Here is a 14037-nt window from a genome sequence, read left to right as displayed (position 1 = left end):
AAAGTCAATTCCAATCATTTACTTATCTATAAACTGCAATATCAATATTACCCAGGAATTTTTATATATGGCATTCTTAACGGTAAACCCTAGCGATTGGTAAGCATTTTTAACCTGTTCCATTTGGTAATCAAGAAATCCCGATAATATAAGATACCCACCAATTTCAGTCATCGAACCGATTTCACTTGATAATTCCATTAACGGCAAAGCTAAAATGTTACCGACTATCAAACTGAACTTAATATTTTTATAGTTAGAAGGTAAAATTTTATCTTCACTATTTTTATAAAAAATTACTTTGGAATCATTAAATCTAGCATTTTCTTCAGCTATTTCTACTGCTATTTTATCAATATCACAGGCAAAAATTTGCGTTTTCTTCCAAAGCTTTTCAGCGGCAAAAGATAATATTCCTGTGCCGGTACCGATATCTAATATTTTATATATATTCAAATCATTTGAGTATATATCTGCTAAATCTTCCATAGCTTCGAGGCATCCTAAGGTAGTTTCGTGCTGACCGGTTCCAAAGACTCTGGAGGCTTCAATAAGTAGCAACATTTTATTTTTAGGACAGGTATCTTGATGCAGCTTTGTGCTAATAAAAAAGCGCTTAGTTTCTATAGGAGTTAATTGACTTTGATAGAATGCTACCCAATCTTTATCCTCAATTTCTTCCAAATGGAAATTTTTAATAATTTCAAGGTTATGAGACTTCGCTAACTCTTGAATTTGTTTTTTTAACAAAGCTATATTAGGTTTATGATTATAATAAGCTTCAAAACTCCAAATATCATCAGGCTGCGACTCGATAGTAACGGATTTTATTTCGCACATTGACGTACCGCTTGCTTTTTCTACAAAAAATTTCTCAAAGATTTCAATATCACGATATTTAATATTAAAAAAAACTTTGAAACTATCTTTTAATTGACTATATGACATAATCATGTTGTATAATATTAATTATTCTTAAGTATACCGATGCTTTTAAATTTTTGCAATTTTTTAAATATTATTAAAGAGAGCTATATGATTAAAAACAAAGCCTTAAATATTACTATTTTGACAATATTTTTATCAACTATGAATAGTTTTGCAAGCGCGTCCTCTACAGTACCGGAAACAGATTCAGCTAAACTCCTCTCAAATACCGATAATACGTCACAAAAAACAATAGATGATTTTTACGCATATGCAGGTAGCATTAAACCAGAAATACGTGATGAAATAAGAAAATATAGAGAAGAAATAGTTGCAATTAACAAGAAAAAACGTGATTTATATAATAGCTTATCACAAGAAGCCCAGAGTTTTTTAGCCGAACAACAAAAATATAAAGAAAAAATCTCAATTTCAAAAGACAGTCAAAAAAATAGCCCTTTTTTGAATAATTCAGATAAAGACAAATCACAAAAATAATTAATATATTCGATGTCATTTCTCGCATTCTTATGTCATTTTAATTCAAGCGGGACTTTGCTTTATAATTAAAAAAATGATTGTCATTTCGCTGTCATATTGCGGCTTAACACCAAATATTTCGAAAAAATTTGAGTCGTATTAAAGTTTTCACTTTTGCAAAAATGACCTCAAAATATAATCTCTACTACTCTCTCATCCCCTAATTTTTTTATCTCAATATACATGTGATCAAAAAATTATATTGTAAAATTATTATCTCTTTAATTAAAAAAATAATAATTTTTTTAATTAAAATATTGACTTTATATATTTTTCCCCGTCATACTGTTTATTAACCTTTCTTAAGGTTTTTGTTATAATCAATCAAAAGGGATCATATGTCAAAAAATTCAGAAGAGCAAACAAACCAAAATACACAACCACAAAGACCGACTTCACTCATAAGAACCGCATCTTCTCTAGGCGAAATAGCTGGACAACAAACTGAAAATGAATCGGTTATAAAGCATATAACAAATGTTAATGATAGTATATTACCTGTCACTACACCTGCACTGAAGGAGCAGATAGAGGGATCAACCGCTTCAGAAAAGCAATTAGATGTGGCTGATGCTTCAATAGTAACTTTAAAAGTAGAGGCAGCTGCAGCTACTATAGAGCCGACAGTATTAGACGCGGTTGAGGAGTTAGGAAAGCCCATCAACCTTGATATTGATACTGTCTAAAGTAACCAGCGTTAAACTTATAGAATTTAATGTTAAAGTATAATAGGAGCAGAAGTAGATACACCGGTAGGAGCAAAGTTATCTGGTAATATGCTACACTTTAGTGAATAAAAGTTAAGCAATTTTTGTAAACATTTAATATCACTTTTAGTTACTCTAGTTCGGCATCGTTTCACAAACCAAAATCGTCATTCCAAACGACTGGAAAGAACATGACAATCTATAAATAACAACTTTCATAGCATTTTTAGCTATTTTTTCTCTATTTTTGTTATAACCAACTAAAAGGAATCATATGTCAAAAAATTCAGAAGAACAAGAAAACCAGAATACAGAATTACAAAAACCGACTTTACCTGTAAGAACCCAATCTTCTCCAGACGAAATAGCTGAACAACCAACTGAAAATGAATCGGTTATAAACCATACCGCAGATATTAATAACAGTTCATTACCTGTTATTACTCCTGCATTAGAAGAACCAATAGAGGGAGGAGCAACCGTTTCAGGGAGTCTAAGATATGCCGTAACAAGAAATGGGCCTTTATGGCTAACATTTAATAAACCAGTGACTATAAAACTTGATTTGCTAGAGATAAATGATTCTCCAGAAAAAGGAACAGAGTTAGCTATTGCTATAGAAGAACAAAAAGAGTTAGCTACTGCTCCTCAAAAACAACCAGATTTGATAAAGAATGCTTTAAAAATAGTTTTAGAAACAGAGGTAGCTGCAGTAGTAGTGGAGGCAGAAATGTGGTTCAAATCAGGTATTCCTGATACTCCTTTAAAAACGGGACTTTTAGCATCGACGGATCTAATGTCATCAGCATATTATCAAGATATAGATGATCTTGCAAAAAAAGAAGCAGAGTTAGCTGGCGATATGCCACACCTTACTGAATAAAAGTTAAGCAATTTTTGCGAACGATTAAAATTACCGTTGAGGTTATTCTAGTTTAGCGATGTTGCGTAAACTAAAATCGTTATTGCAAGCCTATACAAGCGAGGCGGCAATCTATAAGTAACAACTTTCATAGCATTTTTAGCTATTTTTATTATAATTAATTAAAAGGAATCATATGGACTTAGAAAATAATCAACTACCTGATATTACACAAATTAATTCAAAAATTGAAAGTTTGACAATAATTATAAGCCACAATCTAATGCAAGCTCAAAATCTTTTTGATATTATGAACCTTCTACAAATTGAGGTAATTCCATCACTTAGTACTGTTGGAAAGCTTGCAGCAGAAACTCCTAAATTAATCGATATGCTAAATCAGGCTACGCCGCTGATTAAAGAACTTTCAATGCTTACAACTCAAATTGCAACAATACCAAGTTCCTTGGAAGAGGCAAATAAATTACTTGATCAAGCTCTTTTAAGTAATTTAATACTACAAGATAAAAACTTTTTTAAGGCTTTAAATCAGCTATCCTTACAAGCAGATCTATTAAAAGAGCTTCCAAATTTAGTTATTATATCCGATTTTTCTGATAATATAAATAAATTAACTTCGCAAATTAGCGAATTTTTACCAATATTAGAGGCATTTATACCATCAGCTCAAGGCTTATTGAACCCTACATCGCAAGCAAATGAACCTATCATTAGCGCCGATAAAGATGTTTTAGAGTCATTAGAAGGAGTAGTAGCACCGGTTGATGAAAATGGTGATGATGAAAGTACATTATTAGGTAGTACTGACTCTGTATCGATATAAAGTAGGAATAACTTTTTCTTTTAACAATTTAGTTTGAATAAGGTTGTATAAAACCTTATTCAAACTAAATTAATTATTTTATAATCCAACCAAACTATTTGCAAAATCGTTACGATTAAAAATCTTTAAATCATCTATTTGCTCACCTATGCCAATGAAATATATAGGCAAGGAAAATTTTTGTACTATACCGACGATTACTCCAGCTCTTGCGCTACCGTCCAATTTAGTAACAATAAGACCAGTTAAGTTAGCACTATTATTAAATTGCTCTACCTGATTATAGACATTTTGACCGGTAATGGAATCCACGACTAAAATACTATGAGTAGGCGCGTTCTCATCTGCTTTTTTAATAACTTTTACAATCTTGGTTAGTTCATCCATAAGATTTTTTTTGTTATGCAACCTGCCAGCGGTATCGATAAATAATATATCGATATTTTGTTTTATTGATTCCTGTATAGCAAGATAAGCAACGCTTGCAGGATCTGCTGATTCCTCACCGGTAACAAATAACGCCTCTGCTTTATTCGCCCATTCCTTAAGCTGATTTACGGCAGCAGCTCTAAAGGTATCGCAAGCGGCAATCGCTATTTTTTTACCTTGCATTTGATATAGTGATGCAAGCTTACCTATAGTGGTAGTTTTGCCTGCGCCGTTAACTCCGCAAACTAAAATCACGTTTAGTTTATTTTTATTCAAAGTAAAAGGAATTTCAGATTTAGCTAATAACTGCTGTATTAGCTTGATTAAAGTTTCTTTAATAACATTATTATCTACTTCTTTGTCAAATTTTATGGATTTCAAATCTTCGATAATTCTACTTGCAACTAAAGCACCCATATCCGAAGAAATTAGCAATTCTTCTAATTCTTCTAGTGTTTCTTTATCTAACTTCTTCTTATAAAAAATTTTATCTACCCCTTCCGATATTTTATTAGAGGTTTTAGATAAACTTTGCTTTAATTTACTAAATATGGAAATCATATATTTATATTTTTTCTATTGTCATTTCGTGATTTAACTGGAATATTGTGTAGATTATAATTATCGTAATATAGTTATTACAAACATGATATCATACGCCGCCCCTAAAATATTCAGCCTTATCATCATTCTGGATTCACTTCAAATGTCTTTTATAAATATTGAAACAAATTTAATATGATTTTTCTGGATACCGTACACAAATAATATTTTTAAGTTATTAACTTAATACGCCTTCTCATCTTCATATACTCCCCAAATAGCTTTTTTAGAGATCCATCCGACGTAATCTTTACAAGAAATTTGACAAAATTGTGCTTTACATTTTTTTAAAGCGCAGCGAATTTTAGGTATTAATTTTGCGATTACTCTACTTTTAGGATTTTCACTTTTGGTAAGTTCCACTTCTTCATCACCGGCGATAATTACTGATCTTTTACCTGATAAAACACTTGAATGTATCCATCCGCCTTCACCTTTGATATCACGAACTTGCCTCCATTGTTCATATTCCGCAATGATTTCTACCGGCTCACCTTTTTTAACAAAGACCCATTCTATTAAGGATTTGCTCTTCGGACCACTTCTAGCATTTACTTCATTAGATTTTATTGAAACAAAACGAGGAATAGGTAATTTTTTATTATCCGCTTCAACCGTAGGTGATAACGCCATGATAATTAATAAAATGAAAAAACGGTAGACGAAGATCAACTTCAAAAAGAGCAAGGAGTCTAAAGCCCTCGAAGCGGAGCGTATACTTAATACGTGAGCACCCTCGATCTTATAAGACGACAAAAGCCAAGAACAATTTGATTTTGATAGATGAATTTTAAAGCGAGTCTGCGCAAGTGTATAAATAATACATGCGTAAAGACGAGCTTTACAAAATTCGCTATCAAAATCAAATTGGCGAAGGCTAGGCAATTTTTGAAATTCATCGAGTATATTAGTCATTTTCTTCTGTTGTAGCCAATAAATCTTCTCTCTTAGCGGCTATATAATTACCTAATCTAAATTGTCCTTTGACACGGTTAATTTCTTGCTCGCTAATACCAATGAGTTTTAAAACCGTTCCTCCCAATTGTAAACCGGTTTCATAACTTTCAGGGATAATAGTCGTTGCTCCTAAATCATAAAATTCTCGTGCATTTTTTAGATTTTTTAACTTAACGACGACTTGCATATCCATAAAATGACTTGAGATTGTCTTTAGCGACTTTTTAATAGTTACCTGATTATTCATTGTAAGTATTACTACCAAGGCTCGTTCAGTTCCAACAGCTTTTAATGTATCAATTTGCGATACGTCGCCTTTAAACACCGGAAAACCGTTAGATGCCTCTTCTTTAATACGTTCATCATTTAGGTCTAATATTACGTAACTCGTTCCCTCAGCTTCTAAAACTCGTGCTATCATTTTACCAACACTACCAAGCCCTGCAATTATAACATGGTTAGTTAGATCTCTAGCCCCCAATTCAATTAACTGTGTCGGAGTTTTCCCAAGACCTTTATCAATTTTTTCAGCAAGTTTTCTTCCTAAAGCTGCAAGTAAAGGAGTAAGCGCCATTGTAAAAGTAACCACCAGTAACAATATATTCGCAGTATTTTTTTCTAAAATACCATTTTCTTTACCTAAACTAAATAAGATGAAAGCAAATTCACCACCTTGCGATAGTAATAAGCCCGCATAAAACGAAACACCTTTATTGAAGCCAAATAGGATACAAAAAGCAGTAATAATTAAAGTTTTTATAGCAATTAATGCTACGGACAAAGTAATAATATGCGATATTTTGTTATACATTTCTAACGCGTCAATATTCATCCCGACTGTCATGAAAAACAACCCTAAAAATAAGCTTTTGAAAGGATAAATACTTTCTTCTGCTTGTACTCTAAATTCAGTTTCTGCAACCAATACACCCGCCACAAAGGCTCCAAGTGCTAGAGATAAACCGAAAATCTCGGTAGCCCAAGCAGCAGATAATACTATCAATAAAGTCATCGCGATAGGTAGCTCGTTAGCACTATTACTTTCCGCAGAGATAAAAGAAAATAAAGGACGTAATAAAACTCGGCCAGCTATAAATATAGTGAGTAGAGCAGTAATGGCCTTTAAAAGGGCAACACCCAAAGCCGTAGCAAGAGATGTGGTATTACTATCTGCAAGCAACGGAACTATTACAAGTAAGGGTACTACTGCTAAATCTTGCAATAGGAGGATCGACAGAGAAATTCTACCGACTTGCGTTGATTGACTACGGCTTTCCTCAATTACTTGCATAACAAGAGCGGTTGATGAAAGCGCAAGACCACCGCCAGTGATAATAGCAGCACTACTATTACCGTCAAATAGCACCATTGAGGCAGCAATTACTATAGTCGTTGTTACAACTTGCAATGTTCCAAGACCAAACACATATCTCCGCATGGCTTTTAATCTTTCAAAAGATAACTCAAGGCCTATAGCAAAAAGTAAGAACACAACTCCTAATTCACCAAGCAGTTTAGTTTGATCATACGTTACTATTTTAAAACCGTGATCCCCGATCGCTGCACCGGCAATTAAATAACCTAAAACAGGACTTAATTTAAAGCGCTTAAGTATTGACACAACAAAAACAGCTGTAGCAAGCAAAATTATAACATTGATGAGAATATGTTCGTTCATCTATACCTTGTAAATACCCGTTTATGATTAATAAAATTATGAAAGGTTAAGTCAGCTGTTACATGGCTACCGAAATCGTCATTGCGAGGAGAGGCGTAGCCTCGACGTGGCAATCTAGCTCTTGTCATGCTGAACTTGTTTCAGCATCTTTTTGTAATAAATCCTAAAACAAATTCAGGATGACTAATATTTTCTAGATTGCAGCAAAGCTACGCTCCTCGCAATGACGATTTTTGTAATGATCTCGAGCCATACAATAACGCTTCATTTTCATGAAAATATATGCCTATTTATTTTTCCACATTTCTTCTAATTTAAAATGCGCTCGTGCTTCGGGATAAAAAATATTTACTAATATTGTTCCTGCATCTATTAATACCCATTCTGATTTACCTAAGCCTTCAATATTAGTATTGATATTAACTTTTTGTTTTAGCTCTAGAGCTATATATTCAGCTATTGCACCGACGTTTTTAGTAGAACGACCGCTGGCAAATATAATATAATCCGCTAATTTATTCCTGCTTCTTAAATCTATTATATCAATATTATCAGCTTTCTTTTCTTCCAAACAGGCAATGATAAATTCTTTTAATTCTTCTGTATCTTTTGTCATATAGTTATTAATATATAGAATTTAATTGGTTGATAACAATTATATGCCTAAGAACGCATTTTATCAATGTATGTTTAAGACTTTATAATAGAATTCTTAATTTATTAGTAGTATACAATTTAATCTTATATCAAAAAAGTAAAAAATAATGGCAATATCTATAGAACAGCTCGAGGCAACACTCCGCAAAAATTTTCCGGATAGTATAATAAAAATCACTGATCTCGTTGGGGATCAGGATCATTACTCGCTCGAAATATCTGATCATCAGTTTAATGGGCTTACTTTAATTAACCAACATAAATTAGTTAAAAATGCTCTTGGAGAAATATTAAATACAAAACTACATGCAATTACAATAAAAACCATCGTTCTTACCTAACTTTTTATCGTTATTATGGTTGCCTGGAAAATGAAAATATTTATTAACAAATTTCTGAAACCGAAAATATTATCGACTAAAATTACAATCTATAATACTCAGAAAGAAATCGTTCAAACAAAATTATTTGATCATTTCGTAGTATTATTAACGGTTGCCATGCTTTGTAAAGAAAAAGAAGCGTGTTTTTTACTTGCAAAATTATATTATCATGGAAACGGTTATAATATATTGCCCAACCCAAATATAGGCGACTTAACAATACTTATAGGACAACAGTTAGGAAATAAAGAATGTTTGGAAGCTGAATTAAAATATCCGAAAAATTCTGCAAAGATGAAAAAAATAGTATTTGATATTATAAATGATATAACTGCCGACGAAGAAGTCATTAATTTAATTATTGATTTAGAGCGTTTACATGTATGTTATGAAGATTTGAAACCTATGGATTTAAATATAGACGAAGAATGGATATTAGTACCTTGGGAAACATCTTGTGAGGGAATACAGTCTTTTCCTATCAAATCTAAGATTAATTCATTAAAACTTATGGGAGTAGGGCAAGGAGAAATAACTTCTGACTGCCTTATATCCTAACCTTAAATTTTTTAGTTATAAAGTTGGCATTGTTGCATGACTTGAAATCATTACAAAAATAGTCATTGCGAGGAGCGTAGCTTTGCTGCAATCTAATTACTTACGCTCTTTATGTCATTCCCACGCAGGCGTTGTTGCGTGTATATACCCCATGCGTCATTGCGAGGAGGCGCACATCGTGCCGATATGTGGGTGCAGTAGCGGGCCCGCGGTATGACAAAAAAAAGCTAGATTGCCACACCGCTTGCAGCTACTCGCAATGACGTTTAGAGCACCACCCAGAACCCCTGACCTCAAGCGTTTTATTAACGCCTTTCCTAAAAACTTCAAAAAAATTAAATAAATAAAAATTTTCTTGACTTATAATAGAAAAAGCATATTTTCTTTGCAATTTAATTAAAATATAAAGAATAATGTTAAATTATGAAAAAGAGCAGAGGAGTTTAACTAAAAATCAAAAACAAGCGGTTGGATTGTTGTCCATAGGCACTTTTCTTGAGTATTTTGACTTAATGCTATATGTTCATTTAGCAGTACTACTTAATGAGCTATTCTTTCCAAAATATGAACCTCACGCGGCCTCTCTTCTTGCAGCCTTTACCTTTTGCTCTACTTTTATGTTTAGGCCGATTGGGGCTTATATCTTCGGTCGAATTGGAGATAAATTAGGTCGTAAATCAACTGTTATTATGACAACTATTTTAATGGCATTTTCTTGTGTTATTATGGCAAATGCTCCTACTTTTCAGACAATGGGATTTTTTGCTTCTGTATTAGTTACAATTTGTCGTGCTGTTCAAGGGATGTCTTCTGTAGGTGAAATAGTAGGAGCAGAACTTTATTTAACTGAAGTTACAAAACCTCCAATTCAATATCCAGTAGTTTCTTTTATCGCGGTTGCTTCAGTAATAGGGACGACAGCTGCGCTAGGTATGGCTGCTTTAGTTACCTCGTCTTTTGGGCTTAATTGGCGTCTTGCTTTTTGGATGGGGGCTATAATTGCTGTAGTTGGTGGTTTTGCAAGGACTACACTAAGAGAAACACCAGATTTTGCAAATGCAAAACTTAGGCTTTTAGAAAAATATGAAGAAGCGAATATTGATAAAGAAGAACTAAAGAATGATGTACTTTTTAATGAAAAAGTTGATAAAAAAACAACTATATATTTCTTTGTAGTAAGTTGTGCATGGCCAATATGTTTTTATTTTACTTATATTACGTGTGGAGAAATTTTAAAAAATTCTTTTGGCTATACTGCTCCACAAGTTATTCATCAAAATTTTATTGTTTCAATGGTTCACTTAGGATCATTGGGGTTTATAAGTTATTTAAGTTATAAAATACATCCTTTTAAAATACTAAAAGTAAAGCTATTTTTATTATTTATCTTTATGTTAGTTTCTCCGTATTTGTTAAATAGGCTAAATAGTCCATCACAGGTGCTTGTGGTACAATTATGTCTTGTTATGTTTTCATTTGATACCGTACCCGCTGTTTCAATATTTTTTAGACATTTTCCAGTTTTTAAACGTTTTACCTATAGCAGTATGATATATGCTCTTTCGAGAGCTTTAATGTATCTTATTACTTCTTTTGGGATAATCTATTTAACAAAATATTTTGGTCAATATGGTTTGCTTATTGTTATGATCCCTTTACTTATAGGATGTAAGTTCGGGGTAAATCATTTTGAAAAGTTGGAGCGTCAAGCTGGAAATTATTCTTAGAAATTATATTATAATTTTTTTGAGCATTAAGAGATAAATGTTTATAACATAATTCAGTTAATTTTTCTTCTATTTGAGTTATACCGAGATATATAGTAAAAGGGATAAAACTTTTGATAGTTTCTTGTATAATTTTCTTAGCTTTTTCTAGAGATTTAGCTTCTAACGTTTGTAAGTTATGAATTCTATCAAAAACTTTAATAAGCCCCACATTATACCTTTTTTGTTGAATTAATAACTTTAAACTTTCTGCGGCAGTGATCTTTCCGTAAGGCTTCACTCGTGTTAAACCTTCTACATGGGTTGCTGTAATTCTATCAAAAATAATAGCAATATTTTCTTCTGTAAGTGATGTATCCTCTATCGTATCATGTAACAATGCAGCATTTAACATACTAGGTATAAAAAGCTTAGGTACTTCGATTGCCGTATACTCGGCTAACAAATAAGCTACTTCTATCGGGTGAGAGTAATACGGATCGCCTGATTGGCGCATTTGTGTGCCGTGATACTTCCGAGCGTAATAAATACCTTTTTTGATTTCTCGAATATCTATGGGATGGTGGGCTGATTTATTTAAATAAGCAACCTTATCTAACAGCCTTGCAGCATACTCACAAACTTCAAATTTTTCTTCCCAGCAATTAATGTCTTCCATGAAAATTAACCTAATTTATTAGATTAATCCTTATAACATTTTCTATTAAAGATTAAAAGCGCTAAATTGCAAGAAGAAAGATTTTTTTAACTTATAATTTACAACAATTCTTAAATACACGGGATGTATTTATTAGCTTATATTAATATATTTAAATCCTATAAGTTGTAGTGAGGAAGCATTATTGTACGGATCAAATTTTTGCAAAGCTTTCAATGCTATAATACTGTGGCTTGACCAGCATTGTTGCATGGCTCGAAAATTAACAAAGAACTCGTCATTGCGAAGCCATGAAGTGGCTGCGGCACTCTAAGACTCTCAACGTCATTGCGAGGAAGCCGCTAGGCGACGTAGCAATTTTATGATTAGATTGCTTCGCTTCGCTCGCAATGACGTTATTTTTGTAACGATTTCGATCCACTCAACAATGTCTCCCTCACAATGATGGTATAACACCCATATAACAACGTCGGCTTCACGGTATGACCATCTACTTATAATAAATATGATAATTATGATCCACACGAGCAATACTTAGCGAGCTATCACACCACTCGAAAATCAATCCAAAAGGCGAATAAAAGGAGCATACGGAGTTTTGAATGTAGAGGCGTAAAGCCCTACAACCCTTAGAGGAACTGGTGCTGCCAAGAGGGATTGAACCTCCGACCTCTTCATTACCAATGAAGTGCTCTACCGCTGAGCTATGGCAGCAAAAATTTTATTTATTTTTTATGAGTTAGATAATTGTAAAAACATCGTCATTGCGAAGAGAGGCGTAGTACCGACGTAGCAATCTAAAAAAATAGTAAACATACTATAAAATTTATTATTTTCTAGATTGCCACGTTGCTACGCCTTGCAATGACATTTTTTTCGTTACCCCACATAACAACGCTTTTGCAAGAATAACATCAATAAAAACTCTTTTGCCATATATTATTATATAGGTCAAGGAAAAATTAACATTTTACCTTTATAGTTCTTTTATTTCTGATCGATCTTTATAAAAGTACAACGCAATTAATCCTAGTATACTTAATAACATTATATAATAAACCGCTGAAGTTACATGCCCCGTTTTTTGTACTAAATACTCCAAAACAAGCGGGGTAGTACCGCCAAAAATACTAGTGGCCGTGTTATAGGACAGAGAAAGCGCAGTGTTCCGGATATTTGTTGGATAAAATTCTGCCTGCAGCGCTGGCTCTGGGCCGATATAGCTAGCCACTAAAACCGCCAGTATCATTTGCGAGATAATAACTTCAACAAAACTACCAGTTTCAAATATTTTAATCAAAAACGGCGTTGCTGCAATAATAATCAATAAATTTATGACAAAAATTCGCTTGCGACCTATTAAATCCGATAAATAACCGCTAAGCAAAGTTATAGCTGCCATAATTATATAGCATATGCTAGCAAGGCTATTTACTTCATTTTCTGTAAAACCACGATTAATTTTTAAAAATGAGACTAGGTAAATTGCATGCAGATAAAATATTAATGAACCGGGAGCGTTAATAAATATAGATACTAGTATATCAAACCAATGTTTAACCAACACTTTTTTTAGAGGTGACTGTAAAACTTTATGCTGTTTTTTAAGATTTTTAAAATCAGGAGTTTCAGGAGCATATTTTTGAATATAGAGACCGGCAAATAATATAAAAAAGCCCAGCAAAAACGGAATTCTCCAGCCGAAATAGTCAAATTGATCAGCGGTTAAAATATTTTTTGTAAGATAAGAGACAAAAGAACCAAGCAATAAACCAAGGCAAATACTCGACATCGAGATACTACCGGTAAAACCTCGCTGTTTCTTATTTGTATGTTCGATAACAAAGGAAATAGAGCTTGTAAGTGCTCCGCCCATAGAAAGACCTTGTAGCATCCGAACAATGAGCATTAATATAGTGGCCGTAATGCCTATAGTATGGAAAGTAGGTAATATACCAATTAGTACGGTCGGAATGGACATACAAAATATAGCCGTAGTTAAGGCGATTTTTCTGCCAAATTTATCACCGATAATGCCGAAAAATATTCCTCCGACTGGTCTCATCAAATAACCTATTGCAAATACTAGAAAAGCTTGCAGTAAAGAAATATTTGGATCATCATTCGGGAAAAATTTAGCTCCGATAATAGGCGCGAAATGACCAAATAGCACATAATCGTACCACTCAAAGGTATTAGCAACCCCGGTAGAAAAAATTAATCTACTTCTATTCATATAATTGTATTTTTTACATTTTGTAGGTATTTTGAATTTTTGATGTCATTCATGTGAAAACGAGAATCTAGAAAATATTCAGACTCGTCATTGTAAGCGACTATAAGCCTTGTTGCATGGATCGAAATCATTACAAAAACACTGTCATTGTGAGGTGGCATTACCCGCGTGGATACGTGGATATACCCCCAACGTCATTGCGAGGAGCTGAGCTGTGCGGCAATCTCTCTTAAATTTCATTAGATTGCTTCGTTGGCATAAATGTCTCTTC

The 14037-nt window shown here is 33.0% G+C and carries 14 protein-coding genes and 1 tRNA gene; 7 read left to right on the top strand and 8 right to left on the bottom strand.

The features are described from left to right. Positions 1–18: 18 nt before the first annotated feature. Positions 19–948, bottom strand: coding sequence for a 50S ribosomal protein L11 methyltransferase (locus OTR29_RS00750; RefSeq protein ID WP_422228762.1), 930 nt, complete (start codon positions 946–948; stop codon positions 19–21). A gap of 87 nt (positions 949–1035) precedes the next feature. Here OTR29_RS00750 and OTR29_RS00745 point away from each other — a divergent pair, with 87 nt between their 5' ends. The 4 genes from OTR29_RS00745 to OTR29_RS00730 all read left to right on the top strand — a co-directional run bounded on the left by OTR29_RS00745 (position 1036) and on the right by OTR29_RS00730 (position 3880). Then, positions 1036–1425 (top strand): hypothetical protein, encoded by a 390-nt coding sequence (locus OTR29_RS00745; RefSeq protein ID WP_422228761.1) that lies wholly within the window; start codon positions 1036–1038, stop codon positions 1423–1425. Positions 1426–1805: 380 nt separating this feature from the next. Next, complete coding sequence (locus OTR29_RS00740) at positions 1806–2153, top strand: hypothetical protein (protein ID WP_422228760.1); 348 nt, start codon at positions 1806–1808, stop codon at positions 2151–2153. A gap of 295 nt (positions 2154–2448) precedes the next feature. Then, positions 2449–3057 (top strand): hypothetical protein, encoded by a 609-nt coding sequence (locus OTR29_RS00735; RefSeq protein WP_422228759.1) that lies wholly within the window; start codon positions 2449–2451, stop codon positions 3055–3057. A gap of 175 nt (positions 3058–3232) precedes the next feature. Continuing rightward, entirely contained in the window at positions 3233–3880 is a 648-nt protein-coding gene (locus OTR29_RS00730) for a hypothetical protein (RefSeq protein WP_422228758.1), read from the top strand. 78 nt (positions 3881–3958) lie between these two features. Here the strand turns inward: OTR29_RS00730 and ftsY are convergent, their stop codons facing one another. The 4 genes from ftsY to rsfS form a co-directional block, all read right to left on the bottom strand. Then, positions 3959–4870 carry a signal recognition particle-docking protein FtsY gene (gene ftsY / locus OTR29_RS00725; protein WP_422228757.1) on the bottom strand — a complete coding sequence of 304 codons (912 nt, stop codon included), beginning with the start codon at positions 4868–4870 and terminating at the stop codon, positions 3959–3961. A gap of 225 nt (positions 4871–5095) precedes the next feature. Then, positions 5096–5545 carry an SH3 domain-containing protein gene (locus OTR29_RS00720; protein WP_422228756.1) on the bottom strand — a complete coding sequence of 150 codons (450 nt, stop codon included), beginning with the start codon at positions 5543–5545 and terminating at the stop codon, positions 5096–5098. A gap of 274 nt (positions 5546–5819) precedes the next feature. Further along, the gene (locus OTR29_RS00715; RefSeq protein WP_422228755.1) at positions 5820–7547 is read right to left on the bottom strand and encodes a monovalent cation:proton antiporter-2 (CPA2) family protein; all 1728 of its coding nucleotides are present in this window, start codon (positions 7545–7547) and stop codon (positions 5820–5822) included. Positions 7548–7833: 286 nt separating this feature from the next. Next, a complete protein-coding gene (gene rsfS, locus OTR29_RS00710; protein ID WP_422228754.1) occupies positions 7834–8163 on the bottom strand; it encodes a ribosome silencing factor in 330 nt (109 codons plus the stop codon). 148 nt (positions 8164–8311) lie between these two features. On the opposite strand from rsfS, the gene OTR29_RS00705 reads away from it, so the two are divergent. The 3 genes from OTR29_RS00705 (at position 8312) to OTR29_RS00695 (ending at position 10872) form a co-directional block, all read left to right on the top strand. Continuing rightward, on the top strand, positions 8312–8545 hold the full coding sequence (locus OTR29_RS00705; RefSeq protein ID WP_422228753.1) for a BolA/IbaG family iron-sulfur metabolism protein: 234 nt from the start codon (positions 8312–8314) through the stop codon (positions 8543–8545). 30 nt (positions 8546–8575) lie between these two features. Continuing rightward, the gene (locus OTR29_RS00700; protein WP_422228752.1) at positions 8576–9145 is read left to right on the top strand and encodes a hypothetical protein; all 570 of its coding nucleotides are present in this window, start codon (positions 8576–8578) and stop codon (positions 9143–9145) included. Positions 9146–9558: 413 nt separating this feature from the next. Then, entirely contained in the window at positions 9559–10872 is a 1314-nt protein-coding gene (locus tag OTR29_RS00695; protein WP_422228751.1) for an MFS transporter, read from the top strand. On the opposite strand, the gene OTR29_RS00690 is transcribed toward OTR29_RS00695, so the two are convergent. The 3 genes from OTR29_RS00690 to OTR29_RS00680 all read right to left on the bottom strand — a co-directional run bounded on the left by OTR29_RS00690 (position 10805) and on the right by OTR29_RS00680 (position 13766). Next, positions 10805–11530: an HD domain-containing protein gene (locus OTR29_RS00690; RefSeq protein WP_422228750.1), complete on the bottom strand. Its 726-nt coding sequence runs from the start codon at positions 11528–11530 to the stop codon at positions 10805–10807. The two genes, OTR29_RS00695 and OTR29_RS00690, sit on opposite strands and share 68 nt — an antisense overlap. Before the next feature lie 639 nt (positions 11531–12169). Then, positions 12170–12244 (bottom strand) — tRNA-Thr (locus OTR29_RS00685). 262 nt (positions 12245–12506) lie between these two features. After that, entirely contained in the window at positions 12507–13766 is a 1260-nt protein-coding gene (locus tag OTR29_RS00680; protein WP_422228749.1) for an MFS transporter, read from the bottom strand. Positions 13767–14037 lie beyond the last annotated feature (271 nt).

Origin of the sequence: Rickettsia endosymbiont of Halotydeus destructor, assembly GCF_049278075.1 — a bacterium.
In the GTDB taxonomy this organism is placed as follows: Bacteria; Pseudomonadota; Alphaproteobacteria; order Rickettsiales; family Rickettsiaceae; genus Rickettsia.
This window is presented reverse-complemented; position numbering and strand designations above follow the sequence as displayed.